Origin of the sequence: Smaragdicoccus niigatensis DSM 44881 = NBRC 103563, from assembly GCF_000380645.1 — a bacterium.
GTDB lineage: Bacteria > Actinomycetota > Actinomycetes > Mycobacteriales > Mycobacteriaceae > Smaragdicoccus > Smaragdicoccus niigatensis.
In genome coordinates this window covers 136,172-160,458 of record NZ_AQXZ01000012.1, presented here as the reverse complement: position 1 = coordinate 160,458, position 24,287 = coordinate 136,172, and the positions used below count along the sequence as shown (strand labels likewise).

Annotated in this window: 26 protein-coding genes; 9 read left to right on the top strand and 17 right to left on the bottom strand. The window is 64.8% G+C overall.

Annotation, left to right across the window (positions count from 1 at the left end):
• Positions 1-39 precede the first annotated feature (39 nt).
• On the top strand, positions 40-777 hold the full coding sequence (locus F600_RS0105030) for a GA module-containing protein (RefSeq protein ID WP_018159500.1): 738 nt from the start codon (positions 40-42) through the stop codon (positions 775-777).
• Here F600_RS0105030 and F600_RS0105025 read toward each other — a convergent pair.
• Positions 774-1,919, bottom strand: coding sequence for an acyl-CoA dehydrogenase family protein (locus F600_RS0105025; protein WP_018159499.1), 1,146 nt, complete (start codon positions 1,917-1,919; stop codon positions 774-776). The genes F600_RS0105030 and F600_RS0105025 overlap by 4 nt on opposite strands.
• A gap of 65 nt (positions 1,920-1,984) precedes the next feature.
• On the opposite strand from F600_RS0105025, the gene F600_RS0105020 reads away from it, so the two are divergent.
• The 4 genes from F600_RS0105020 (at position 1,985) to rsgA (ending at position 4,759) form a co-directional block, all read left to right on the top strand.
• Positions 1,985-2,509: a hypothetical protein gene (locus tag F600_RS0105020; protein ID WP_018159498.1), complete on the top strand. Its 525-nt coding sequence runs from the start codon at positions 1,985-1,987 to the stop codon at positions 2,507-2,509.
• Positions 2,510-2,570: 61 nt separating this feature from the next.
• Positions 2,571-3,062 (top strand): NADPH-dependent FMN reductase, encoded by a 492-nt coding sequence (locus F600_RS0105015; RefSeq protein WP_040630605.1) that lies wholly within the window; start codon positions 2,571-2,573, stop codon positions 3,060-3,062.
• Entirely contained in the window at positions 3,059-3,559 is a 501-nt protein-coding gene (locus F600_RS0105010) for a flavin reductase family protein (RefSeq protein WP_018159496.1), read from the top strand. Before F600_RS0105015 ends, F600_RS0105010 begins: the two co-directional genes overlap by 4 nt.
• 183 nt (positions 3,560-3,742) lie before the next feature.
• On the top strand, positions 3,743-4,759 hold the full coding sequence (gene rsgA / locus F600_RS27015; RefSeq protein WP_018159495.1) for a ribosome small subunit-dependent GTPase A: 1,017 nt from the start codon (positions 3,743-3,745) through the stop codon (positions 4,757-4,759).
• 8 nt (positions 4,760-4,767) lie between these two features.
• On the opposite strand, the gene F600_RS0105000 is transcribed toward rsgA, so the two are convergent.
• From F600_RS0105000 to bioB, 3 genes are read right to left on the bottom strand one after another with little or no spacing between them, the layout of a single operon-like run.
• Positions 4,768-5,310, bottom strand: a complete 543-nt coding sequence (locus tag F600_RS0105000; RefSeq protein ID WP_018159494.1) for a DUF2567 domain-containing protein — start codon at positions 5,308-5,310, stop codon at positions 4,768-4,770.
• On the bottom strand, positions 5,310-5,498 hold the full coding sequence (gene bsaP, locus F600_RS0104995; protein WP_018159493.1) for a biotin synthase auxiliary protein BsaP: 189 nt from the start codon (positions 5,496-5,498) through the stop codon (positions 5,310-5,312). The genes F600_RS0105000 and bsaP overlap by 1 nt, the downstream gene beginning before the upstream one ends.
• Positions 5,498-6,511 (bottom strand): biotin synthase BioB, encoded by a 1,014-nt coding sequence (bioB, locus tag F600_RS0104990; RefSeq protein WP_018159492.1) that lies wholly within the window; start codon positions 6,509-6,511, stop codon positions 5,498-5,500. Before bioB ends, bsaP begins: the two co-directional genes overlap by 1 nt.
• Positions 6,512-6,583: 72 nt before the next feature.
• Between bioB and F600_RS0104985 the strand changes: the two genes are divergently transcribed.
• The 3 genes from F600_RS0104985 to F600_RS27010 are packed head-to-tail and all read left to right on the top strand — an operon-like array spanning position 6,584 to position 9,113.
• Entirely contained in the window at positions 6,584-7,156 is a 573-nt protein-coding gene (locus F600_RS0104985) for a TetR family transcriptional regulator (protein ID WP_018159491.1), read from the top strand.
• Positions 7,153-8,604, top strand: a complete 1,452-nt coding sequence (locus F600_RS0104980; RefSeq protein WP_040630535.1) for an MFS transporter — start codon at positions 7,153-7,155, stop codon at positions 8,602-8,604. The genes F600_RS0104985 and F600_RS0104980 overlap by 4 nt, the downstream gene beginning before the upstream one ends.
• 59 nt (positions 8,605-8,663) lie before the next feature.
• Positions 8,664-9,113, top strand: a complete 450-nt coding sequence (locus tag F600_RS27010; protein ID WP_018159489.1) for a hypothetical protein — start codon at positions 8,664-8,666, stop codon at positions 9,111-9,113.
• 47 nt (positions 9,114-9,160) lie between these two features.
• Here F600_RS27010 and F600_RS0104970 read toward each other — a convergent pair whose 3' ends face one another.
• From F600_RS0104970 to F600_RS0104935, 8 genes are all read right to left on the bottom strand, one after another.
• Complete coding sequence (locus F600_RS0104970; RefSeq protein ID WP_018159488.1) at positions 9,161-10,372, bottom strand: ROK family protein; 1,212 nt, start codon at positions 10,370-10,372, stop codon at positions 9,161-9,163.
• A 209-nt stretch (positions 10,373-10,581) separates the two neighbouring features.
• The gene (locus tag F600_RS27005) at positions 10,582-11,352 is read right to left on the bottom strand and encodes an ABC transporter permease (RefSeq protein WP_018159487.1); all 771 of its coding nucleotides are present in this window, start codon (positions 11,350-11,352) and stop codon (positions 10,582-10,584) included.
• Positions 11,349-12,077: an ABC transporter ATP-binding protein gene (locus tag F600_RS27000; protein WP_018159486.1), complete on the bottom strand. Its 729-nt coding sequence runs from the start codon at positions 12,075-12,077 to the stop codon at positions 11,349-11,351. Before F600_RS27000 ends, F600_RS27005 begins: the two co-directional genes overlap by 4 nt.
• Positions 12,070-13,422: an LLM class flavin-dependent oxidoreductase gene (locus F600_RS0104955; protein ID WP_018159485.1), complete on the bottom strand. Its 1,353-nt coding sequence runs from the start codon at positions 13,420-13,422 to the stop codon at positions 12,070-12,072. The genes F600_RS27000 and F600_RS0104955 overlap by 8 nt, the downstream gene beginning before the upstream one ends.
• Positions 13,415-14,437 carry an aliphatic sulfonate ABC transporter substrate-binding protein gene (locus tag F600_RS0104950; protein WP_018159484.1) on the bottom strand — a complete coding sequence of 341 codons (1,023 nt, stop codon included), beginning with the start codon at positions 14,435-14,437 and terminating at the stop codon, positions 13,415-13,417. The genes F600_RS0104955 and F600_RS0104950 overlap by 8 nt, the downstream gene beginning before the upstream one ends.
• Before the next feature lie 21 nt (positions 14,438-14,458).
• Positions 14,459-15,169, bottom strand: coding sequence for an ABC transporter ATP-binding protein (locus F600_RS0104945; RefSeq protein WP_018159483.1), 711 nt, complete (start codon positions 15,167-15,169; stop codon positions 14,459-14,461).
• Positions 15,166-16,029: an ABC transporter permease gene (locus tag F600_RS0104940; RefSeq protein ID WP_018159482.1), complete on the bottom strand. Its 864-nt coding sequence runs from the start codon at positions 16,027-16,029 to the stop codon at positions 15,166-15,168. Before F600_RS0104940 ends, F600_RS0104945 begins: the two co-directional genes overlap by 4 nt.
• On the bottom strand, positions 16,026-16,916 hold the full coding sequence (locus F600_RS0104935) for a TauD/TfdA dioxygenase family protein (RefSeq protein WP_018159481.1): 891 nt from the start codon (positions 16,914-16,916) through the stop codon (positions 16,026-16,028). Before F600_RS0104935 ends, F600_RS0104940 begins: the two co-directional genes overlap by 4 nt.
• 329 nt (positions 16,917-17,245) lie before the next feature.
• Here F600_RS0104935 and F600_RS0104930 point away from each other — a divergent pair, with 329 nt between their 5' ends.
• Positions 17,246-18,826, top strand: coding sequence for an HNH endonuclease signature motif containing protein (locus F600_RS0104930; RefSeq protein ID WP_156024418.1), 1,581 nt, complete (start codon positions 17,246-17,248; stop codon positions 18,824-18,826).
• Between the two features lie 3 nt (positions 18,827-18,829).
• On the opposite strand, the gene F600_RS0104925 is transcribed toward F600_RS0104930, so the two are convergent.
• The 5 genes from F600_RS0104925 to F600_RS0104905 all read right to left on the bottom strand — a co-directional run bounded on the left by F600_RS0104925 (position 18,830) and on the right by F600_RS0104905 (position 24,254).
• Positions 18,830-19,600 (bottom strand): hypothetical protein, encoded by a 771-nt coding sequence (locus F600_RS0104925; RefSeq protein ID WP_156024417.1) that lies wholly within the window; start codon positions 19,598-19,600, stop codon positions 18,830-18,832.
• 70 nt (positions 19,601-19,670) lie between these two features.
• A complete protein-coding gene (locus F600_RS0104920) occupies positions 19,671-21,050 on the bottom strand; it encodes a carboxyl transferase domain-containing protein (RefSeq protein ID WP_018159479.1) in 1,380 nt (459 codons plus the stop codon).
• Entirely contained in the window at positions 21,050-22,480 is a 1,431-nt protein-coding gene (sthA, locus tag F600_RS0104915) for a Si-specific NAD(P)(+) transhydrogenase (protein ID WP_211220042.1), read from the bottom strand. The genes F600_RS0104920 and sthA overlap by 1 nt, the downstream gene beginning before the upstream one ends.
• Complete coding sequence (bioD, locus tag F600_RS0104910) at positions 22,462-23,118, bottom strand: dethiobiotin synthase (RefSeq protein WP_018159477.1); 657 nt, start codon at positions 23,116-23,118, stop codon at positions 22,462-22,464. Before bioD ends, sthA begins: the two co-directional genes overlap by 19 nt.
• Complete coding sequence (locus F600_RS0104905; protein ID WP_018159476.1) at positions 23,115-24,254, bottom strand: 8-amino-7-oxononanoate synthase; 1,140 nt, start codon at positions 24,252-24,254, stop codon at positions 23,115-23,117. Before F600_RS0104905 ends, bioD begins: the two co-directional genes overlap by 4 nt.
• Positions 24,255-24,287: the final 33 nt, after the last annotated feature.

Sequence of the window (24,287 nt, the reverse complement as noted above, 5' to 3'; positions counted from 1 at the left end):
GTCGAAGGCCAACTGATCTAGGCTGCGTACGCTGGATTCATGTCGACCGGGTTCCTCCTGCTTCTCGTCATCATCGGCGTCGTCGCGTTTCTCGTGATTCGCGGATCGCAGGCGGGAAACCAGCGGGAACTCGACGATGCGGTCGCCGATGCCCGGCAGGCGATCGACCGACTCGGCGGTCAGGTCTACAACCTGACCGGGTCCAATGACGCTGCCAAACAGGCACTTTCGGATGCGTCGGAGCGATTCACCGCAGCCGGCTCGCAGATCTCGCAAGCCAAGTCCGCCGCGCAGGCCCGCCTCGCCAAGCAGACCGCGATCGAAGGCCTGTACTACATCCGGGCGGCGCGCACGGCGATGGGCATGGACCCGGGACCGCACATCCCCGAACTGACCGGCCAGCGCACCGCGGGTGCCGTGAGCGAGAACCGGAGCATCGCGTTCGAGGGACGCCAGATCCAGGCGTCCCCGGGACCGTCGCAGACGACCCCGAACTACTACCCCGGCGGCATGGTCGCGGGACGACCGGTCCCCGCCGGCTGGTACTCCGAGCCGTGGTGGAAGACCGCCCTCGTCGCGGGCGCCTGGGGCGTCGGTTCGATGCTGCTGTTCGACGCTCTGTTCAGCGGAATGCACGGAGTCGGCTACGACCAGAACGCGTTCGCCGACGGCTACCAGGACGGCTTCCAGGACGCGTCCGGTAACGGCGATGTCGACCCCGGTGACGCTGGCGACGGCGGCGGCTTCTTCGACGGGTTCGACAGCTTCGACTTTTAGAACCCCAGGCTGCGGCCGATGATCTCCTTCATGATCTCGTTCGAACCGGCCCAGATCTTGGTGACGCGAGCGTCCTTCCAGGCTCGTGCGACGCGGTATTCGTTCATGTAGCCGTAGCCGCCGTAGATCTGCACGCAGTGGTCGATGATCTCGTTCTGCACCTGCGCCGAGTACCACTTCGCTTTGGCCGCGTCGACCGCGTCGAGCTCACCGTTCGTGTGGGCGAGCACGTGGTGGTCGACGTACGCCTGCGCCGCTTCGAGCCTCGTGACGAGGTCCGCGAGCAGGAACTTGTTGTGCTGAAAGCTGCCGATCGATTGACCGAAGGCCTTGCGGTCCTTCGCATACTGGATCGTCTCCTCGAGCACCGCCTTCGCGTGGGCGATGTTCGTGATGGCCGCCCCAATGCGCTCCTGCGGGAGGCGCTCCATCATCGCGATGAACCCACGGTCGACTTCGCCCAGCAGGTTCGTCCCCGGCACGCGCACATCCTCGAAGGACAGTTCACCGGTGTCCGCCTCCGGCTGCCCGACCTTGTCGAGCTTGCGCCCGCGAGTGAATCCCTGCATGCCCTCCTCGACGACGAAGAGGGAAATGCCCTTGGCCTTCTTCTCGGGGGTCGTGCGCGCCGCGACGATGACGAGATCCGCGCTGATGCCGTTGGTGATGAACGTCTTCGATCCGTTGAGAATCCAGTCATCGCCGTCGCGCACTGCCGTCGTCTTCAAAGCGGCCAGGTCCGAACCGGCCGAGGGTTCGGACATCGCCATCGCCGAGACCAACTCGCCCGTACAGAACTTGGGGAGCCAGCGCTTCTTCTGCTCCTCGGTCGACAGCTCGATGAGATACGGGGCGACGACGTCGTAGTGGATCGAGAACGACGACGCATACGCCACCGCCACCCGGGCAAGCTCTTCGGTGACGACCGCTGAGTACCGGAAGTCGCCCGCTTCGCCACCGCCGTACTGCTCCGGAACTCCCAGGCCGAGGTAACCGAGATCCCCTGCCGCGCGCCACACATCGCGGTCGATGAACTTGTCCTCGATGAACTTCTCGGCCCGCGGTTCGATCCACCGGCGGACGAACTCCCGGACCGAGGCGCGGAACTCTTCGTGCTCTGCGGTGTACAGCGTGCGCTTCATGCTTCTTGCTTACCAGGGTCGAATTCGGTTGCATACGGCGACCGGCCCCCGCAACCTTGATTCAAATGAAAGTCAAGTTCACGAAGCTCAGCGGCCGATACGAGATCGCAGTTCTGCGCGAGGCCGGCCACGCGTTGGCTCCGCGCAACGGCCCGGGGTACAACGACGCGGTTCCACACGACGTGGCGCACTTGTTCGTCGAGATCGAAGACCGCATTCGGGGCGGCGTTTACGGCCGGCTCGCGGCCGCAGATGGCGACGACGGCTTGTTCTGGCCCGCCGATCCGGCGATCAACAAGAAGACCACGAAGAATCGCCGCCAGCCGACACCGCAGGAGTCTGCCGATATGGCGCGCTCCGAGCGCCTCGCGTCCGTGACGGTTGCCCTGTGGGAGGTCGAACGCCGGCTTCGGACGTTCGAACCAGCGTGGCCTGGCACTCCGGAGAAGAGCGGCATCGACCCGGCACTGCTGAACAGGCTCTATGCCCGCTACGACGACTTCGCGGCCCAATGGTCGGCAATCGGCGAAGGCCAATCCCTCACGGTCGCATGGCCGTTCCCAGAGGGATCGGGTCAGCGACGTCGCTGACTACGACGCACGGTGATTTCAAATCTTGTCGGCGATCGAGCACGTCAGAACACTGACGACCATGTCCACGACCGTCATCGTCGGAAATCCGAAGCCGAGATCCCGCACCTATTCGACCGCAGTCGAACTCGCTGAACGGATCACCAGCCAGCAGCCAGACCACGTCATCGACCTCGCCGACTACGGCCCTCGACTGTTCGACTGGACGGATCAGGATGTTCGAGATCTGGTGTCGACGGTCGCGTCGAGTTCGCTCATCATCGTCGCGAGCCCGACCTACAAGGCGACATACACGGGCTTGTTGAAGCTCTTCCTGGACCGCTTCTCGGCTGGGCAACTCTCGCGGACCGTGGCGGTTCCGCTTCTCGTGGGGGGCGACTGGCGCCACTCGCTCGCGCCGGAGGTGCATCTGAAGCCGGTCCTGGCCGAACTCGGGGCGAGCACCCCGACTCGCGGGCTGTTCCTACTCGACTGCGAACTACTCGATTCTGAAGCCTTCTCGGCGTGGTTCGAGATCGCGATCGCCCAACTACGTTCGGTCGTGCCCGCATGACGGTCGTGATTTCCGAAGTACGGGACTTGCGTCGCGCGTTCGGCGCGTTTCCGACGGGCGTCGTCGCGGTGGCCGCGCTGGGACCGCGTGGTCCGATCGGGATAGCGGCAAGTTCGTTCACGTCTGTCTCGCTCGCACCGCCGATCGTGTCGGTCAACATTGCGCGGGCCTCCAAAACGCTTCCCGCACTTCGCGAGCGAAGTCATTGGGGAGTCAGTGTCCTCGCCGAGGGCCAGGAGGTGCTGGGCCGCCAGCTGAGCCTCGAGCCCGATCAACGGTTCGCGGGTGTCGATTGGCAGGTCACCGAGTCCGGAGCGGTCTTGCTCAGGGGCGCGGCCGCGACGTTCACCGTTCGCGTCGACTCGTTCGTGAGCGCCGGTGACCACGAGATCGCGTTGTTGCACGTCGAGGACGTGCAGCTCAACGCGGGTACGTCACCACTGGTGTTCCATGCGAGTCGCTTCCGGCAGCTCGGCATCGCGAGTCGCGCAGACTGACGATTCCCAAAAATCGTTTGAAGGCGGCCGCCTCGACTGTCTACCGTTGAACTGACCCGGTGTCCCAGGAAGGTGAATGACCTATGTGCTGCTCAGCGGCCTTCGATTCCACCTACCCATTCCGCACCGGGCAGGCGAACGCCTGAGTCGCCACGCCCGGTGACCACTCAAAGGTTCACGGACGTGTTTGATCTCCATCACTACGGCTGGGATTCCACCTGGCAGCAACTTCTTTCCGGTGATGCGCGGGCCGCGCGCGTCATCACTACTCATCGTGCGCACGCCCGTGTCGTGTCCACAGACGGCATTGCGACTCTCCCGCTGTCGCCGAACGATCCCCCGCTGTGTACGGGAGACTGGCTGGCACTGTCCGACAACGGACACATGCTTCTCCCCCGCCGCACCGCATTGACGCGAGCAGTCGCCACACGCCAGTCGACGAGCCAGATCCTGGCCGCAAACGTCGACACGGTCGTCGTCGCGTTCGGGCTCGACCGGCCTGTTCGTTTGAATGCGATCGAGCGGTTTCTGACGCTCGCCTGGAGCAGCGGCGCGATGCCGGTGGTCGCACTGACCAAGGCGGATCTCCACGACAATCCGTCCGCGACGGTCACTGAAGTGGCGTCGAACGCGCCCGGCGCTCGGGTTGTTGCGGTGAGTTCGATCGACCGGTCGGGGATTGCCGACCTCGTCGCCGCCTTGTCCGGGACGATCGCCATCATCGGGCCGTCAGGTGCGGGTAAATCGACGTTGATCAACACCCTCACCGGCACGGAAACTGCCGAGACGGGGGCCGTTCGCGAGTCAGATTTCAAGGGCCGCCACACCACGGTGTCCCGCAACCTGACCGCGCTGGCCGATCTCGGGCTCGTCCTCATCGACACCCCCGGACTCCGCGGCGCGGGCATCTGGAATGCCGAGGAAGGCCTGAACCAGACCTTCGAGGACATCGCGGCACTCGCCGAGCTGTGCCATTTCATCGACTGCCGACACGAGATGGAGCCGGGCTGTGCGGTACGGGAAGCCATCGCAGCGGGGACACTGTCGGATCGTCGCCTGCATAGCTATCAGAAGCTTCAGCGCGAGGATGCCTGGCTAGCCAGCCGCATCGACGCCCGGACGCGCGCGGAGCACGACAAGCGGTTCAAGTCCGCAACGAAAGCTCTGAGACAGCAGTACCGCGATCGCGGATACCGCTAACGGGGCACTCAGCCAGACGTCGAACCCGTTGGCACGGCGCTTTCCGCCGTGCTGGCGTGGCGTCCGCTGCCGAGATCGTCGAAGGGACTGAGCGCGGCCATCACGAAGATGACGACCGCTGCGATGAGCGGTTCGAGCGCCAGCACGACGGGGATCGTGCCGTCGAAGATCTTCGGCGCGATGGAGACAACCGCACCGATCTTCGGATCGTCAACGATCGGATAGCGCAGACGAACAATCAACTCGCCAATGGCCGCCATGGAGAGCGACCCGAGCGCGCACGTCGCGATGATCACGTACAGCAGCGGTATCCCACGCTGCCCGCGGTACGACCAGGCGGCGACCGCAAGCACCAACCCAAGCACCGCGCTGATCAGGGCGAACCATCCGATCGCACCGAATTCATTGGCACTCTCGCCGTCGAGGGACTGTCCCAGTCCGTTGTCGACGATGACGAACCTGACCGGCCGGGCGATGAAGGCCCACGCCACTCCCGCCAGCATGTTGACGATCAGGACACCCGCAAGGATCCTGCTGACGGCGCGCCGCATCAGCGACGCTCGAGGTCGTGGGAGTCAGTCACTCCGTGCCGCGAGCACTTCGCCCACCAGCCGTCCGGATTGACCTGCACGACCATGCGGCGGCCGCATTCGGTGCAGTAGCGGGGCGGCTCGAGCCCGAGTTCGGCGGCCTTCGGGATGGCGTCCGAGTCGGGCTTTCCGGTGTACGGATTGAACATCAGATTGTCGAGTTTAGCGCCTTGATCGGCATCTGCAGCTCACCGAGCAGGTCGAGGTCGGCCTCGGCCGGGCGACCCAGCGTGGTGAGGTAGTTGCCGACGATGACGGCGTTGATGCCGCCGAGGATCCCCTGCTTTGCGCCGAGGTCACCGAGGGTGATCTCACGACCGCCGGCGAAACGCAGGATCGTGCGCGGCAGCGCGAGACGGAACGCTGCGACCGCGCGCAGAGCGTCCGAAGCCGGGAGCACCTCGAGGTCGCCGAACGGCGTGCCGGGGCGCGGGTTGAGGAAGTTGAGGGGCACCTCGTCGGGCTCGAGTTCTGCGAGGTTCGCGGCGAACTCGGCGCGCTGCTCGAGCGTTTCACCCATACCGAGGATGCCGCCGCAGCAGACCTCCATACCGGCTTCGCGAACCATCTTCAGAGTGCCCCAGCGCTCTTCCCACGAGTGCGTCGTGACGACGTTCGGGAAGTACGACTTCGAGGTCTCGAGGTTGTGGTTGTAGCGGTGGACGCCCATTGCGGCGAGCTGGTCGACCTGCTCCTGCGTCAGCATGCCGAGCGAGCATGCGACCTGGATGTCGACCTCGTTGCGGATGGCCTCGACACCAGCGGCGACCTGGGACATCAGGCGCGCGTCCGGGCCACGCACGGCGGCGACGATGCAGAACTCGGTGGCACCGGTCTTGGCGGTCTGCTTGGCGGCCTCGACGAGCGAGGGGATGTCGAGCCAAGCCGAGCGCACCGGCGAGGAGAACAGACCCGACTGCGAACAGAAGTGACAGTCTTCAGGGCAACCGCCGGTCTTGAGGCTGATGATTCCCTCGACCTCGACCTCCGGTCCGCACCACTTCATGCGTACGTCGTGCGCGAGAGCCAGGAGCTCCTCGAGTCGGTCGTCGTCGAGTTTGAGCACCTCGAGGGTCTGCTCCTGATCGAGTCCAACACCCCGTTCGAGTACTTGCTCGCGAGCGGTTGCAAGAATGTCAGTCTGAACCGGCGCCTGCGTCATCTGCCGTACCTCTTCTCATCGCAGCGCCTGGGTGCGGCACCACTTGAACACCGTTCAGGTTAGAGTAGTCGAGTGCAATTGACCAAGCGCGACGTGGTCGGCGCGGCGATCGCGATCCTCGACGAGTACGGACTCGGCGATCTCACGATGCGCCGTCTCGCGACGTCCCTCAATGTCGCCGCGGGTGCGCTGTACTGGCATTTTCCCAACAAGCAGGCGCTCCTCGCAGCGGTTGCCGACCGCATTCTCGAGCCCGTTTCCGCACCTTCGGACGGTGCCTGGGACAGACAGCTGACCGAAATCGCGACGGCCGTTCGTGATGCACTTCTCGCCCACCGCGACGCCGCGGAGATCGTGTCCGCGGCCTTCGCATCCCGGATGACGACGAGCACCGTGGTCGCACTCTTCGCGCGTTGCCTCCAAGCCGGCGGAATCCGCGAGCACGACGCCGAACTCGCCGCGACGAGCTTGCTCTACTACGTCCTCGGCCACACGATCGACGAGCAGTCCCGAATGCAGATGGATTCCAGTGGCGCGCTCGAGGACTCGGCATCACCGCTGTTCGAGTCCCCCACGGCGACCGACCGCTTCACATTCGGATTGAGTCTCTTCATCGCGGGTGCTCGCGCGATGATCAAGGCATGACGGTTCAGGCTCAAACCCGGACACAAAGCCCGTGGGTATCACTCGCCACGCTGTGCCTGGGCTTCTTCATGATCCTGCTGGACATGACGATCGTCGCGGTCGCCAATCCGGCGATCCTGGCGCATTTCGACACCGGCATCAACAACGTCATCTGGGTCACCAGTGCCTACCTGCTGACGTACGCGGTACCCCTGCTCATCACGGGCCGCCTCGGCGACCGCTTCGGGCCCAAGAACATCTACCTCTTCGGTCTGGCGATCTTCACTGCGGCGTCGCTGTGGTGCGGCTTGGCGAACACGATCGAGATGCTCATCGCCGCGCGTGCGGTGCAGGGACTCGGTGCGGCGCTGATGTCTCCGCAGACGATGAGCGTCATCGCCCGGATCTTCCCGCCCGACAAGCGCGGCGCGGCGATGGGCATCTGGGGCGCGGTGGCGGGAATCGCGACCCTCGTCGGCCCGATCGCGGGCGGTCTGCTGGTCGACGGACTGGGTTGGCAGTGGATCTTCTTCATCAACGTGCCGATCGGAATCCTCGCGATCGCGCTCGGACTGCAGTTCATTCCGAAGCTGCCGACGCATTCCCACAGTTTCGACATTCCCGGCGTCGTGGTCAGCGCGATCGGCATGTTCCTGCTGGTGTTCGGACTGCAGGAAGGCGAGACCGACGCATGGGCACCGCGTATCTGGATGATGATCGCCGGCGGCATCCTTATCTTGATCGTCTTCGTCGTGATGCAAGCCCGGACGAAACGCGAACCACTCGTTCCGTTGGAACTCTTCAAAGTGCGCAACTTCGCGATGTCGACGCTCGCGATCTGCGTCATGGGTGCGGCCATCACCGCGATGACCGTCCCCACGTTCTTCTATTTGCAAGCAGTTCATGGGCTTTCGCCCACCGCGTCGGCGTTCACGTTCGCTCCCATGGCGATCACGACGGGCTTACTCGCACCGGCGGTCGGCAAGTTGGTCGATCGCATGCCCCCGCGCGTCATCCCGACCATCGGCTTCGCGTCCTTCGCCGTCGGCATCGCGTGGTTCGCGCTGATCATGAAGCCGGATACGTCGATCTGGATGTTGGCGTTGCCGCTCGTCCTCATGGGTTCCGCGAACGCCTTCATCTGGGCGCCGCTCGCCGCAACCGCGATGCACGATCTGCCGTTCCGGCACATGGGCGCAGGATCCGGCGTCTACAACACCGCCCGGCAGTCCGGTTCGGTTCTCGGTAGCGCGGCGATCAGCGCGCTCATCACCGCGCGCATGACGGCACACGGACTGTCTGGCAGCCAGCACGTAGGTTCGGCTATTCCCGGCGCGATCAAGGACTCCTTCAGCTCCGCGCTCGGCGAGGCGATGCTGTTGCCGGCCGGCATTCTGATCATCGGATTGGTCGCGTCGTTCGTGCTGACGCAGCACCGCGACACGCATCAACCCAAGCACGCACGGTGATTCACTCAGCCTGGGTTTAACCCTGTTCGCGCACGTCAGCGGCTGGTTTTCTGAGAATCATGTTGCGACTAGCGATCGAGTTCTCCGACGACATCTGGATCGAACTCACCGAAGCTCCGGCTGACGGTCGCCGGATTCAGCGAATCCGGACGAGCACGCTCGGACAGGCCCAGAAGATCACCGCGTCTGCACACGAGCCGGTTTTCGTCGACGTGCGCGCCCATCTCGCGGATACGACGGCGGCCGCGTTTGCCGAGTTCGAAACGCTGCACCCGGACTGGCGGCCGGGCGTCCACACCGGAGAAATCGTCCACCCCGGCAGTGGCCGCTCGCTCGCCGGACTCATCTGGGACATCTGGGCGGCCCGCGTTGCCGATGGCATCACGCTGCGATCTGACGTCCCTGCCGTTCTGCTGTCACAAGTGCTCGAGACCGTGCTTCCGGAGCTCGAAGCACGTGGAATAAAGTTCCGGGTCGGCGGTCAATCCCCGCTGGCTGCCGCGGCCTGACACCGCGGGAAAGGGGTCGATCACCTTGGTGATCGACCCCTTTCTGCTCAGGCAGTTCGGCGCAGGGCACCCAGCGGGTCGGCGTACAGCACCGACAAAGCCGCTGCCGTCGCCGCATGCTCCTGGACCAGTCCGCCGAATCGGCTGGTGATGACGTCGTTGACCGCCAGCGAAGCCTCGCGGCAGAACGCTGCGCCGAACTCGCGCATTGCCGGCGGATAACCCGTGAACGCCTGGCCGGCCACGATGATCTGGTCGGGATTGAGCAGATCATTCAGCAGGGCGGCACCCCGGCCGAGAGCCGTGGCTCGTCGGGACAACACTTCTACCGCTGCCGCAGTTCCGCGGTTCGCCTCGGCGTACAAGCCGCTCAATGTGGGGCGGGCAGTGCCGAAAACACCGGCCCCAACGGCAGCTTCGAGCGTGGCCCGGTCGCTGACGGTGGCCTCGAGGCAGCCGCGACGGCCGCACTCGCACAGCACGTCGGAACCCGACGGGAGATGTGCGATCGACCCTGGACCGCTCTTCGGAGTGTGGACTCGACCGTCGATCGTCAGGGCGAGACCGACAGTCTCACGCGCGTAGAAGAACAGGCTGCTGCCGGTCGCGGGACGGGCTCCGGGCGCCGCCAGCAACTCTGCGGCAGCCATCGCCTCGACGTGCGGCGAGACCGATACCGGTACGCCGACACCCAAGCCGATCGACGTTGCCACCGGAGCATTGACCCAGCGCAGACGCGCATGATCGGCACTTCCGGTTCGCGCATCGACCCGACCACCGAGCGCGACGCCTGCCCACAGCAACTTTCGATGGCGTGCGGCGGTTGACCTGCGCAGGAAGTCCGTGGCGGACGAGGCAATGCCGCGAAGAGCTTGTTCTTGATCGAGTTGCGGGGTCTGAACTCGCGCACCGTCGAGGATCGTGCCGCGGAGATCGGAGAGGACGAGCGTCGTCGTCGCCGCACCGATGTGGATTCCGGCGACGGCGAACCGATCCTGATTTGCTTCGAGCGGGATTCGGGGCCGGCCAACTGCGCCGGAGACGGTGAGGTCCGCGCGTTCCCGCAGCAGCCCCGTGGCCAGCAGCGCTGCGGCCTGGCGGTTGACGGTCGCGATGCTGAGTCCGGTCGCCGCCGCGACCTGGTCTCGACCGAGCGGACCGTGCACCGCTGCCGTCCGGAACACGAGCCCGGCAGGCAGTTCAGGGCGATAGAAGCGCGGCGGAACGACGTGGACAGGTCGATCGATGGCGATAGTCATGAGAGGTGTCCTTAGTGCCGGAATGTGTGCGGAAAACAAGCCGCGCACCCGGTCCTGAAAAGGACGGTTAATGCGACGGCGTCAGCTAGGGCGACAACACATTCGGCAACATGACGAACCACGCAGCGAAGCAGCTGCGGAGAAGTTCAGGTTCGTCGACACGTCGTTCAAGCTATCAGTTTCCGGCCAGCAACGCCACGCAACGCGGCTCACGGCTTGAGACGGCGGCTGGTGGCGAACAGCCTGGCCGAGAGGCCCGTCAACACCACCGCAGCACCCCACACCACGGCAAGGCCGACAATCGGGTTCACGTCGGCCGATCCGAGAAATCCGATACGCGCCGTCTGGACGAGCCAGAACACCGGGTTGAGGTGACTGACGACCGCCCATACCCCGGGCAATTGGTTCACCGAGTAGAAGATTCCGCCCAGGAAGCCGAGCGGCAAGATCACGAGCGACTCGATCGAATAGACGTCGTCGAGTGAATTCGCGAGCGCACCGGCGATGACGCCGGCCTGGGCCGCGATGAGCAGAAGCGCAAATCCGCCGATGAGGAGATATCCCGGGCGCGCGACACCGATGCCGGTGAGCGGAACGGCGAACGCAAGCACCGCGAGACTGACGAGAATCCCCCGGATCACCGCCGCCAGCACGAGCGCGGCGTTGATCTCCCACCAGCGCACCGGACTCGCGAACACGTCGTTGATGTAGCGGTCACGCCGCGCTTCATACAGCGACGTCGTGCCGTTGTAGAAGCCGACGTTGACCACGGCTTGGGCGACGAGGCCGGGAACGATGAACCGGCCATAGTCGGCGACACCGATGTCGCGCGCCAGGATCTTGCCGAAAACCACGACAAACAGCAGCGTCGAGAGCACCGGGCCCGCCATCGAGTAGCGCCAGATCCGCAAGTAGCGCAGAACTTCTCGTTCGAGCAACCACAGGAACGGCGGGCGCTCATAAGTGAATGCCACCGTCACGACGCCGCCCGGATGACGCGTTCGTAGACACCGGCGATCGAGGCGACCCCGTACCGCTGGCGCAGCGTCTCGGACGGTCCGCGATCGACGATCCGGCCGGCCCGGATCAGCGCGATCTCGTCGCACAACGCCTCCGCCTCTTCGAGGTAGTGCGTGGTGAGCAGGATCGTCGTTCCGGATGCGTTGAGCTGCCGAATCAAGCGCCAGATTTCGGCGCGCAGTTCGACGTCGACGCCGGCGGTTGGTTCGTCAAGGATCAGCAGCCCCGGTTGATGCAGGATCGCCCGGGCGAGCACGAGCCGACGCTGCATACCGCCCGAAAGCTCGTGCACGGTGCCGTCGGCCTTGTGAGCGAGCCCGAGGAGTTCGAGAACGTCGTCCGCCCGGCTGCGCGCGAACTTCCGGCTGAGCCCGTGGTAGCCCCCGTGGAAGACGAGAGACTGCCGGATCGTCAGAAACCGGTCGACGTTGATGTCCTGCTCGGCGAGACCCACCAACCGACGTGCGGCGCGGTCGCGGTGATCGATCCCGAACACGCGAATCTCACCTTCGGTGGGCCGCACCAAGTTGCACACCGAGCCGATCAGGGTTGTCTTCCCGGCGCCGTTCGGGCCGAGAAGACCGAACAGCGATCCGGATGGAATGTCGAGGTCGAGGCCGGCGAGAGCCGTGAAGCCATCCGAGTAGGTCTTCCGCAGACCTCGAACCTCAAGAGCATCAGGCACTTTGGGCACTCGCGCGATGGAACTGGTTGCCCGGACGCGGCAGCCCGTAGTTGTCGCGCAGAGTCTCGCCGTCGTACTCCTCACGGAACAAGCCCTTCGCCCGCAGGACCGGGAGCACGTGCTCGATGAAGGCCTCGAGCCCCGATGGCAGGGCCGCACCCATGACGTTGAAGCCGTCCGCGGCGCCGCCGTGGAACCACTTCTCCAGCGTCGCGACGACCTGCTCCGGCGTGCCCGTGAGAACGAAGTGCCCACGGCCTCCGCCGAGCCGAGACAGCACCTGGCGCACCGTCAGCTTCTCGCGCGTCGCGAACTCGATGACGAGCTGCGACCGGCTCACGAAGCCTTCGCGATGCTGTCGTTCGACGACCTGCTTCGGCAAGGGTTCGTCGAGCTTCAGCTCCCGCGGTTCGACTTCCAGGATCGTGGCGAGCGCGCCGAGTCCGTACTCCGGAACCCGCAGGTCATCGAGCTCTTTCGCGAGTTTGCGTGCCTCGGATTCAGTGCTGCCGATGATCGGGACGATGCCGGGCAGGATCTTCACCAAATCCGGGTTTCGGCCGGCCGAGCGGACCCGGGACTTGATGTCGGAGTAGAAGTTCACCGCACTTTCGTACGTCTGATGTGCGGTGAAGATCGCCTCGGCGAAGCGGGCCGCGAACTGCCGCCCGTCCTCGGACGATCCGGCCTGAACAAGCAGCGGGTAACCCTGCGGCGACCGCTTCACGTTCAGTGCGCCTTCGACGCGGAAGTGCTTGCCACGGTGGTGGATCGGGCGGATCAAGTCCGGGTCGGCCCAGCGGCCCCGTGCCTTGTCCGCGACAATCGCCTCGTCATCCCACGAGTCCCAGAGCTTGAGGACGACCTCGAGGAACTCGTCCGCTCGGGCATAGCGCTCGGCGTGCAGCGGACGGTCGTCGAGCCCGAAGTTCGAGGCCTCCTCGGTGGTCGCGGACGTGACGATGTTCCATCCCACCCGTCCCCCGCTCACGTGGTCGACGGACGCCAGGCGTCGGGCCAGGTTGTACGGCGAGTTGTAGGTCGTCGACACGGTCGCGATCAATCCGATGTGCCGGGTGACCGCGGCGAGCGCGGTCAGCAGCGTCAGCGGTTCGAGCTGACCCGCCGGCCGGAATTCGCCCGAACCGTGCAGCGCCGGACCGTCCGCGAGGAACAGGCTGTCGAACTTCGCGGACTCGGCGAGCTGCGCGAGCTTGATCCAGTGCGCGAGGTCGAAGTCTGCTTGGGCGTTGCTTTCTGGCAGTCGCCAGGCCGCTTCGTGGTGGCCGGCTTCCATCAGGAAGGCGTTCAAGTGCAGGTGCTTGGTGGAATTCGGGTTAGCCAACGTCGTATCCGTTCGGGAGGATGTTGTCGACCGTGCTCGTGACGTCGACCTTCTGCGGGATTTCGCCGACTTCGAAGAAGTTGTCGGCCAGGGTCTGCTCGCCGGCGATCGTCTCGGGTGAGACCCACTTGAGGCGGTAGCGCCAGCCCTCGATCGTCTTCGCGGCCTGTTCCTCGGTGATGCCGCTGTCCTTGGCGATCGCCTTGATGTGCGCATCCTTGTTCGCGTTTCCGAACGCGTAGGCCTTGGAGATCCGGGTCAGCACGTCAGCCAAAGCGGCGCGACGGACCGGGTCCTTGAGGGTCTTGCCCGATCCGACGTAGAAGAGGTTGCCGTAGTCGAGCGGCGGGACACCGGGCACGAGGACCCGGGCACCCTTCTGAACGGCGAACTCCTGCAGCGGGTCCCAGATCGACCAGGCGTCGACCTTGCCGCTGTCGAACGCCGACGCGCCCTCCTTGGGAGGCAAGTACACCAGCTCGACGTCCTTCGGCGTCAGGCCCACGCTCTTGAGCGTGCTCAGGACCAGACCGTGCGCGGAGCTTCCCTGCGGCACCGCGATTCGCTTGCCCTTGAGATCGGCGGCGGTCTGCAGCGTCGAGTCCTTCGGGACGATGATTCCCTCGAGTCCCTTGGTCGCGTCATACGGCGCCTGCTGCGCGATGATCTTGAAATCGAGGTTCTTCGCTGCAGCGGTGATCGGCGGAACCGCGCCGACCATGCCGAGGTCAATGTCCCCGTTTGCCGCGGCCGCAACCAGCGGCGGGCCGTACTCGAACTTCGCGAAGTTGATCTTGTACGACGCGTCCTTGAACGCACCCGATTCCTTGATCAGCGAGACGATTCCATCGCTCTGCTCGCCGACAGTGAAGGTCAGATCCTTCCACTCCGGGTTCTTGCCGTCCGCGGCGCCGCCGTTGGCGGAATCGCTCGACGTGGAGCACCCCGCCAACGACCCCGCGACGATCAGCGCGCCGAGCGCACCCGCGAGTAATCGATTGAGCCTTCTGGCCATTGTCTCTGTTTTCCTTTGTCGTTAACGGCCGGTGAGGCCGAGGTCAGAGAGGAGCTGTGCGCGCAACTCCTCGCGTTGCGGGCTCGAACGGCGGTCTGCCGCGCTGAGTCCCACGTGATAGGCGCTCCCGATCCGCCCGTTCTGCATGACGAGAATTCGATCGGCGAGAGCAATCGCCTCCGCCACGTCATGGGTGACGAGAAGCATTGCAGCGCCATGCTTTTGGTGCAGTTGGCGCACGAGGTCGTGCATTTTGAGGCGGGTCAGCGCATCGAGTGCCGCAAACGGTTCGTCGAGGAGCACCAGGTCCGGTTCCGTGACGAGCGCTCGGGCCAAGGCGACCCGCTGCGCTTCTCCCCCGGACAGCGTTTTGGGCCAGGCATTCGAGCGGCCGCCGAGTCCGACTTCGTCGAGCGCAGCCTTTGCCTTGTCCTTGGCGTCCCGGCCGTACAGTCCGATCGTCACGTTTTTGAGAACGCGTTCCCACGGGAGCAAGCGGTCTGCTTGGAACACGACTGCTCGTTCCTTCGGCACGACGACCTCGCCGGAATCCGGGAGGTCAAGTCCGGCGAGCAGACGCAGGAGCGTCGACTTTCCGCATCCCGAAGGTCCGAGCAGAACCACGAACTCCGACCGCGCGATCGTGAGATCGAGATTGTCGAGAACGCGGCGGCCGGCGAACTGGCGAACCACACCGCGGACCGAAATCTGATCAGCAATGACGGTGGTCATGACGCCTCATAGCTGGGTCGCCACTGGAGCAGGACTCGCTCGAGAGTTCGGACGAATTGATCCGCCAGCAGACCGAGCGTCGCGTAGATGACCAGACCGAAGAAGACCTGATCGATGCGGAGGTACGTCTGTGCACGGTTGATGAGGAATCCGATGCCCTCGCTGGCATTGACCATCTCCGCGGCGACGAGACCGAGGACGCTGTAGGCGAGCGAAAACCGCAGACCGACAAGGAATCCGGGAAGCGCGCCCGGAAGAAGCACCCGGAAGACCTGCCGGAAACGGTTCGCGCCCGCCGACCGCGCCATCTCCACGAGCCGTTGGTCGACGCCACGGATCGCCGCGAAGAGGTTCAGATACATCGGCACGGCAGCTCCGTGCGCGATGAGCAGGACCTTCGTCAGTTCGTCGATGCCGAACCACACGATCATCAGCGGGATGATCGCGAGGAGCGGAATCGTGTTCAAGATCTGGAACAGCCCGTTGAACAGGTACTCGCCGCTCTTCAACAGTCCACCGAGCACGCCGAGGGTCACGCCGACCGCCAGGCCGATGGCCAGACCGGTTCCCGCACGTGTCAGCGAAATACCAAGCGACGGAATAAGTTCGCCTGACTGGTAGAGGTCATAGCCGGACGACAGAATCGCGGTCGGCGATGGCGCCCAGTCCGATGGCAACAAGCCGGCCACGCTCGCGAGCTGCCAGATGATCAGCAGAACAATCGGCGTTGTGTAAATGCCGAGCGGCCAGCGGAGCTTTTTCGAAATGCGGTGCAGGAACGCGGTGTTCGGCCGGGCCGAGAACGTGTCCCATTCGACCGCCCGGAACTTCAGGCCCGGGCGGTCGATGACGAGACTCATGCGGCGTTCGCCGATTCCAGCGGCGAGTAGTGGGACGCGTCGCCGAGCAGGGCCTCCGAGCGCTCGCCGTTCACCGACACCGGGATGTCGCCCGCGACTGTCACTCGGCTGAGCTTGCGCGGCTGATCGTCGTAGTTGTCGATCGCATAGTGCTGCGTGATGCGGTTGTCGAACACGAGCAGCTGACCGGGCTGCCACGACCAGCGAAGAATGTGCTCGGGCTTGGTCACGTACGCCTGGAACAGGCGCAGCACGTCCTTCGACTCGGTCTTCGACAGACCTTCGATCTGCTTGACGAACGACCCGATGAACAGGCCCTTCTCACCGGTTTCCGGATGCACGCGCACGACCGGATGACGCGTCTCGTACTGCGTCGACTGGAAGACCGTGCGGTACTGCTCCTCCTTGTCGCTGCGAACCTTCACGTAGTCGTAGATGTTCGTGTGGATCGCCCACAGCGAGTCGGCCCACCTGCGCAGCTGCTCCGGCAGACTCCGGTATGCCGCAGCCGAGCTCGCGATGAGCGTCTCGCCGCCGTAGCTCGGGATCACGATGCTGCGCAGCGTGCTGATCGCGGGCGGATTCACGACGAACGTGACGTCGGTGTGCCACTCGTTCGCCTTCCCGTTCTCAGCGTCGACTTCGAGAACGTTGGCCCTGTTCTGCCCTGGCACCGTCGGATGCGCGGTGGTGAGGTCACCGAAGTTCGCCGCGAATCGCTCCTGTCCTGCGGAGTCGAGTTCAGGTGCATCGAACACGAGAGCCTTGTGCTGGTTGAGAGCCTGGCGCAGCTGATTCACGGTTTCTGCGTCGAGCGCCTCACTGACGTCGACGCCGCTGACCCGAGCGCCGATGTGGGCAGTGATCTTGTTGATGACAAGCGTCATGAGGGGGTCCTTGAGATAGAGGTGTCCCAGGACAGGTGGGACAGGAGGGTGAACGGAAGAAGGGGGCTGTCGGCGCTTAGCGACAGGACCGCATACAGCGGAACGCGTACTCGTTCATCACGTTGGAGAAGTTACGGCGGGCTCTCGAGGGACTGAAGGGTATTGCTCAGCGTGAATCTTTATGGGGCGTTGGTTTCGGACGGGACGGTTCGCTGAGTGGAGCATTGGGTCCAGATCCAGCGATTCGGCCGCTTCGCCGAGCGACGGGTTTTGCACATTCCTGCTGGTCAGAGCGTTACTTGTCGGACCCACGGTATAGAGTCGAATGCGTGTTCGATAGTGATATCGCCCCTGACACCGACTGCATGACGCTCGACGATCTCGTCCAGCTCGCGCAGGCGGAGAACGCGGCTGCCTGTCGGAAGGCAATGGCCGCGCATGAGTTTTGGGACTGGCAGATCGCGTCTGCTCCCGATCCGGTGGAGGTGCAGTTCTCCGCGATCACCGAGGTCGCGGTCGCGCTCGGGATCTCCAAGCGGGCCGCAGATCTGTTAGTCGAGACCGGCAGTCAGTTGTGGCATCGGCTGCCGTTGGTGCATGCCGCGTTCGAAGCCGGGGTGATCGACTACGCCTCGGTCTCGACCATCGTGTCCGTGTTCCGAGACGCGTGCGCCGAAACCATCGACGGGGTCGAGCCGCATCTCGTTCCGCTCGCACAACGACTCACGCCGGGACCGCTTCGGCGCCGGTTATGGGCGTTGTGGTTCCAGGTGAACCCCGAGGAAGCCGCCGCCGCGCGTGAGCTCAACCAGCGTGTGTCCCGGACGGTGTATGTGCGGCAGGAGGGCAACGGCCTTGCCTGGTTGTCGGCGTGCATCACCGATTTGGAGGGTCATGAGGCGGATCGGTTGATCAACGAGATCGCCGAAACCGTCTGCCCTAAGGACCCGCGGACCCGGAACCAGCGGCGAGCCGATGGCCTGATGGCGCTGCTGCACGGGGAGACGGTGCTCGTGTGCCGGTGTGAGGATGTGGACTGCCCGAAAGCAGGGGTTGAGCAGCCGACCCGACGCAAGTTCCTGCTGCAGATCCTTGTGGACATCAAAACCCTGCTCGCGTTGAAGAACGGTGCGGCAACACTGGATGACGGGACCCCGATCCCGACCGAACTCGTGCGCGAGTTGGCCGGTGACGCCGCGTGGCAAGGAATCCTGGCTGAACTCGCCGCCTTGGCCGAGAAGCCCCGCAGTGGTGACTCGCTCCCGTTGGTCGATTGCACGCGTGTGCGCAAGCCGGCCACGGTGCCCGCGAAGGCTCCACGGTCACCGAAGTTCTCGAGTTCGGCGTTGAAGTACAAGCCGGACGCACTGACCGCGGCCGTGGTGCGGGCGATGTACCCGACCTGCACGTTCCCGGGCTGCTGTGTGCCGTCGCGGGACTGCGAGTTGGATCACATCAACCCGTTTAACCATGACAACCCGATCCTCGGGGGGTTGACGATCGTGTCGAACCTTCAACCCGTGTGCAAGGCCCATCACCAGCTGAAAACCAAGAAGCTGTGGGGCTGTCGACGCGTCAAATCGGGGGTCCTGTGGACGTCTCCGAACGGGTTGACCCGGATCACCAGAGCCGGACCGTATCCGGCGAACCTCGCGCCGAACCTCGACCAAGAGCTGGTCGAACCTGACACTGGCGGCTGGATTCATGCCGACGACTTGGAGAAAGAACTCGACCACCCCACCTGGTGGGAAACCCATATCGGACCGGATATCACCGGCCCGACGCTCAACGACATCGCGATGGCGAACGACCCGGCCCAGCAGCAAACGCTGCGGTCTTTGAGGAGGCTCTACATGCAACACCGCCAAGTCGAAAACCTGCGGGACAAACTCGCCCCACCGCCGTTCTGATCGTCAGACGGAGGTAGCGAGGGACATCCCGCCGACGGCCTCGGTGACATCAGCGGTTTCGTCGTCGGGCGTGCCTTCGGTCAACGCCACGACGATGAAGCCGTTGCCATAGGACGCGGAGGCCACCGCCTCGGGACCTTGGTCGGACCAACCCCACTTGGTTCCTTCGACACCTGCTACGTCGACGGTGCCCCAGTTCTGGTCGGTTCCATCGGCGGCGACCGGACTGGCGGTCGACATCCAGGTCAGGATCGGGGACGACGGGTCGTTCTTGACGAGACCGGCTAGGAAGGACGCAACGTCGGCGGCACTGGTGTACGAGTAGCCCCAGTAATCTCCGGACGTGTCTTCCAGATGGAATTCACTGGCGACTGTGTCGATCGCGCCCGGGTACTCAGCGTCGAGTTGGTCTGCCGCATCGTCATCGGAGTACCGAATCGCCTGCTCAGCGAGGTCGAGATCGGATGTCGACCCATCACCGTGCTCCAACGCGTATTCCACGAGGTAGAGCTTCGCGATCGACAGCGCCGGCCGGGCCTCGTGGGAGTTCGCGGTACCAACGTCATCGCCGGTATCGAGTGAGATGACCGCAACTGCGGTCCGGTCCGGTGCAGACAACGACGTCACTTTCGTCGTCGCCACCGCTGGAACTATCGCGTCCCGAGCGGTCGAGACCACAGATCGGAGCGGTGCCGAATGTGCAATCCCGAAGCTCAGCAACACCGTTCCGGCCACCGCCGCCGCGGCTGCGCCACTACGTGCCACTCTCGTCATGAACTTCAGAGTGAGACCGAAACCTCCACGGCTTCTGGGTCGAGCCTGGCAACCCGATCCGCGAGAGCTGTCACCTCGCCGGGCGCTTTACTCCCAGATCCCGATACCGCCGAACTCTCCGCTTGAGGTTGACGGGCTTCAACCCCGCCAACTCCTTGCCGATCGCGGTGACCATGTCCGCGATGAAGTCGCCGTCCTCGGAGATCACCGAATCGACGACGCCGTCGTCATAGAGGTCGCCCGCACCGATCCGCTGCTGCTCAGCCAACTCGGCCGCATGCTCGGTGTCGCGGTAGACGATGGCACTGGCACCTTCCGGCGGCAGCGGTGAGAGCCAGGCATTCTCCGCAGCGATGACTCGATCGGCGGGCAACAGAGCCAACGCGCCGCCACCCGTACCCTGACCGAGAAGCACTGCGAGAGTTCTGGTTTCAAGGGTCACGAGATCGGCGATGCACCGTGCGATCTCGGGCGCGAGACCGCGCTCCTCGGCCTCTTTCGACAACGAGGCTCCGACCGTGTCGATGACGGTGACGAGCGGAATCCGCAGTTCCTCCGCGATCTTCATGGCACGGCGTGCTTCGCGAAGGGCCGCGGGACCCATCGACTCACCGCCGCGCCGGTCCTGACCGAACAGCACGCACGGCTGTCCGTGGAACCGGGCCAGCGACAACAGAACGGTGCGGTCGAGTTCGCCTTGGCCCGTTCCGCTCAACGGCACTCGTTCCGTCGCCCGACGCAGCAAGTCACGAATACCGGGTCGGTCGTGTCGGCGAGTCGCGAGCACGGACGTCCATGAATGGCGGCCGAAGGCCGTCGGTGGAGCAGCGATCCGCGTCGGCTTCACCTCTCCGGCCATCACAATGAGCGCCCGGTGCACGATGTGGCGGAACACCTTCACCGGGACCACACCGTCGATCACCCCGTTGCGGTAAAGGTTCTCCGAAACCTGGACCCCCTCGGGAAACTCCTCGCCGTAGAGCGCCGAATAGACGCGCGGTCCGAGAAACCCGACGAGAGCTCCAGGCTCGGCGAACGTGATGTGCCCGAGCGATCCCCACGAGGCGAAGACGCCACCCATTGTTGGGCTGCGCAGATAGACGACGTACGGAAGATGAGCCGCGCGGTGGGCTGCGACCGCCGCCGACACTTTGATCATCTGGACGAAAGCGAGCGTTCCCTCTTGCATCCGGGTTCCGCCGGATGCCGGGGATGCGATCAGGGGAAGCCTCGCCGCGGTCGCCTTCTCGATCGCCTCCACCAGGCGTTCCGCGGTCGCGACTCCGATCGAACCCGCCTGGTAGGAGAACTCTCCCGCGACCATGGCCACGCGCCGGCCTCGGATGCGCAGCTCGCCGGTGATGACCGACTCTTTCCAGTTCGGCGGATCCCACGACACGAACGAGTCCGCGTCGGCAATCGCCTCGACGAACTCGTGCGACGTCGTCATCAGGTCAACGCTTCTAGTTGGCGAATCTTGTTCGTCGCGTCGAGCGCGGCGACCTTGTACGACTCGGCGAGGGTCGGGTAGTTGAACACCCCGTCCATGAGGTAGTCGACGGTTCCGTCACAGCCCATCACGGCCTGACCGATATGGACGAGCTCGGTTGCCTGCGTGCCAAAGATGTGCACGCCGAGCACCTTTCGCGTCTCCGTCGAAACCAGCAGCTTGAGTACGCCGTAGGAATCGCCCAGGATCTGTCCGCGGGCCAACTCGCGGTAGCGCGAGATTCCCACCTCGAACGGAACCTTTGCCTTGGTCAGCTCATGTTCGGTCTTACCCACGTAGCTGATCTCCGGGATCGTGTAGATGCCGATCGGCTGCAGGTCGCTCATCTGATGAATCGGATCTCCACAGGCGTGGTGCGCGGCAACGCGACCCTGCTCCATCGACGTTGCGGCGAGCGCCGGGAATCCGATGACATCGCCGACCGCGTAGATGTGGTCGACCGCTGTCTGGTAGTTCTCGTCGACCTCGATCCGACCCCGGTCGTCGGCTTTGAGGCCGGCGTTCTCGAGTTCGAGCGCCTCGGTGACACCCTGCCTCCCCGCCGAATACATGACCGTCTCGGCCGCGATCTTCTTGCCGGACTCCAGGATCGTGACGGCGCCCTGGTCGTACTTCTCGACCGACACCACCGACTCACCCATCCGGAAGGTCACAGCGAGATCCCGCAGTTGGTACTTGAGCGCTTCGACGACTTCCTTGTCGAGGAATTCGAGCATGTTCTCGCGCTTCTCGATGACGGTCACCCGCGTCCCGAGGGCCGCGAACATCGACGCGTACTCGATGCCGATCACACCGGCCCCGACGACGACCATCGAGCGCGGCACGCCTTCGAGCTGCAGGATTCCGTCCGAGTCGATGATCGTGCGGTTGTCGAATTCGACCGTCGACGGACGGGCCGGACGAGTACCAGTCGCGAGGATGACCTTTTCGGCCGTGATGTGGCGGGCGGTCGCAGTGCCATCGTTGATCTCGAGCGTGTGCGGATCGACGAAGTGTCCGGTGCCCTGGATGAGGTGGACGTGGTTGCGCGTGAGCTGGCTCCGAACGACGTCGACCTGACGGTTCACGACGTGCTGTGTGCGCGCGTGGAGATCTTCGACGGTGATGTCCTCCTTGACCCGATAGGCCGCGCCGTACATTTCGCGCTGGTTCATACCGGTCAGGTAGACCACGGCTTCCCGCAGAGACTTCGAGGGGATCGTGCCAGTGTTGATGCAGACTCCGCCGACCATTCCTCGGCGCTCGACGACAGCCACCTTCTTCCCGAGTTTCGCGGCGGCGATCGCCGCCCGCTGACCGCTGGGACCGGAGCCGAGAATCACTACGTCGAAGTCGTTCACATAGCCGATTCTTACTCGGGGTCGACCCATTCGGCAGCGCGGTTGGTGAACTCGATGCCGGACAGTTGTCCTGCACCGGCTGGGATGGAGCCGATGATCCGAGCACCGGTCACGCGAGGGAGGTCCTCGAGGTTGCACCGTTCGGCGAGGTCCGGCTCGGTTGGCCAGCTCCCGATGATCAGGCCTTTGACCTCGACTCCCGCCGCCTCGATCGCGCGAACGGTCAATTCGGAATGGTTCAACGTCCCGAGACCCGACGCCGCCACGACCACAATCGGTGCACCAAGTTCGCGCGCGACGTCGAGCAGCGTGAACTCGCCGATCCGGACCAGAACTCCCCCAGCACCTTCGACGATGACGAGGTCTTCGACGCACTCGCGCGCCACCGAGACCACCTCGTCGAGCGAGAGGAGTCGCATTCCGCTCCGTCGAGCCGCGGTGTCGGGGGCGAGCGGCTCCGGATACCGAATCAGTTCGATCGTGCGCACACCCGCCACCAGCCGAGCGACATCGTCGATGTCTCCGACCTCGCCGGGAAGAACCCCGGTCTGCGCCGGCTTGATGACGACCACCGACTGGCCCTTCGCGATCGCACGTGCCGCGATCGCCGCAGTTGCGATGGTCTTTCCGACACCGGTCGACGTGCCGGTGACCACGAGGACCGTCACGACGGAACCGTCGCAAGTACCTCGGTGAGGACCGCTTCGATGGTGTCCAGATCGTCGTCGGTCAGGGTCGCGCGAGCGGTCAGCCGCAGCCGGGACGTGCCCTCCGGAACTGACGGCGGCCGGAAGCAGCCCACTCGCAGGCCGCGCTCGGCGCAGGCGAGGGACGCGGCGTACGCGCGTTCGGCATCACCCAGAACGACGGACACGACGGCCGATTCCGGCTTGGCCGCGTTGGTCGCGGCGGCGAGCCGGCAGGCATTGCGCAGCACGGCATCGGCGCGCTCAGGCTCGGCCTGGAGAACCCGCAGCGCAGCACGGGCGGCACCCACCGCCCCGGGTGCGAGACCGGTGTCGAAGATGAAGGTCCGCGCCGAGTCGACCAGGTGGTCGCGGACCCGGCCGCTCGCGAGCACCACGCCACCTTGGCTGGCCAAGGCCTTCGACAGCGTCGCGGTGATGACGAGGTCTTCGGCGCCGGCGAGCCCGAGTTCATAAACCAATCCGCGACCCTGGCCCCGAACGCCGATCCCGTGCGCTTCGTCCGCGACGAGAACCGCATCGGCCGCGCGCGTCACGGCATGGAGTTCAGCGAGCGGCGCAAGGTCGCCGTCCGCACTGAACACCGAGTCGGTGATGACCAGGGCGCGCTCTTCGGTCCGTTCCCGCAGCACATGCTGAACCGCCGACACATCCCCGTGCGGCGTTATGACAACTCGGGCCCGTGACAGCCGACAAGCATCGACGAGCGACGCGTGACTGTTCGAGTCCGACACGATCAACGTGCCCCGACCGGCCAACGACGTCACCACGCCAAGGTTGGCGGCGTAACCGGACGCGAACACCAATCCGGTTTCAGCGCCGGTGAATTCGGCGAGTTCGCGCTCGAGATCGTGGTGCTCGGCGGTCGTGCCGGTGACCAGACGCGAGCCGGTCGAGCCCGTGCCCCACCGACGGATCGAATCGATCGCACCGGCGATGACGTCGGGATGATCGACGAGCCCGAGATAGTCATTCGAAGCCAGGTCGATCATCGGGTCCAGCTCCGGACGCGGCCGCAATGCACGGCGCAATCCTGCTGCCCGTCGCTCCGCCGCATACTGATCAAGCCAGCTCAGCGGGTCTTTCTTCGTACCCACAAGAACTGAGAGTACCCGACTTGAACGGTGTTC

What these genes read in the sequence shown, in the direction of transcription:
- F600_RS0105030 (WP_018159500.1), top strand. Translation starts at nt 40, where the DNA reads ATGTCGACCGGGTTCCTCCTGCTTCTCGTCATCATCGGCGTCGTCGCG.
- F600_RS0105025 (WP_018159499.1), bottom strand. Translation starts at nt 1,919, where the DNA reads ATGAAGCGCACGCTGTACACCGCAGAGCACGAAGAGTTCCGCGCCTCG.
- F600_RS0105020 (WP_018159498.1), top strand. Translation starts at nt 1,985, where the DNA reads ATGAAAGTCAAGTTCACGAAGCTCAGCGGCCGATACGAGATCGCAGTT.
- F600_RS0105015 (WP_040630605.1), top strand. Translation starts at nt 2,571, where the DNA reads ATGTCCACGACCGTCATCGTCGGAAATCCGAAGCCGAGATCCCGCACC.
- F600_RS0105010 (WP_018159496.1), top strand. Translation starts at nt 3,059, where the DNA reads ATGACGGTCGTGATTTCCGAAGTACGGGACTTGCGTCGCGCGTTCGGC.
- F600_RS0105000 (WP_018159494.1), bottom strand. Translation starts at nt 5,310, where the DNA reads ATGCGGCGCGCCGTCAGCAGGATCCTTGCGGGTGTCCTGATCGTCAAC.
- bsaP (WP_018159493.1), bottom strand. Translation starts at nt 5,498, where the DNA reads ATGTTCAATCCGTACACCGGAAAGCCCGACTCGGACGCCATCCCGAAG.
- bioB (WP_018159492.1), bottom strand. Translation starts at nt 6,511, where the DNA reads ATGACGCAGGCGCCGGTTCAGACTGACATTCTTGCAACCGCTCGCGAG.
- F600_RS0104980 (WP_040630535.1), top strand. Translation starts at nt 7,153, where the DNA reads ATGACGGTTCAGGCTCAAACCCGGACACAAAGCCCGTGGGTATCACTC.
- F600_RS27010 (WP_018159489.1), top strand. Translation starts at nt 8,664, where the DNA reads ATGTTGCGACTAGCGATCGAGTTCTCCGACGACATCTGGATCGAACTC.
- F600_RS0104970 (WP_018159488.1), bottom strand. Translation starts at nt 10,372, where the DNA reads ATGACTATCGCCATCGATCGACCTGTCCACGTCGTTCCGCCGCGCTTC.
- F600_RS0104950 (WP_018159484.1), bottom strand. Translation starts at nt 14,437, where the DNA reads ATGGCCAGAAGGCTCAATCGATTACTCGCGGGTGCGCTCGGCGCGCTG.
- F600_RS0104945 (WP_018159483.1), bottom strand. Translation starts at nt 15,169, where the DNA reads ATGACCACCGTCATTGCTGATCAGATTTCGGTCCGCGGTGTGGTTCGC.
- F600_RS0104940 (WP_018159482.1), bottom strand. Translation starts at nt 16,029, where the DNA reads ATGAGTCTCGTCATCGACCGCCCGGGCCTGAAGTTCCGGGCGGTCGAA.
- F600_RS0104935 (WP_018159481.1), bottom strand. Translation starts at nt 16,916, where the DNA reads ATGACGCTTGTCATCAACAAGATCACTGCCCACATCGGCGCTCGGGTC.
- F600_RS0104925 (WP_156024417.1), bottom strand. Translation starts at nt 19,600, where the DNA reads ATGACGAGAGTGGCACGTAGTGGCGCAGCCGCGGCGGCGGTGGCCGGA.
- F600_RS0104920 (WP_018159479.1), bottom strand. Translation starts at nt 21,050, where the DNA reads ATGACGACGTCGCACGAGTTCGTCGAGGCGATTGCCGACGCGGACTCG.
- sthA (WP_211220042.1), bottom strand. Translation starts at nt 22,480, where the DNA reads ATGGGTCGACCCCGAGTAAGAATCGGCTATGTGAACGACTTCGACGTA.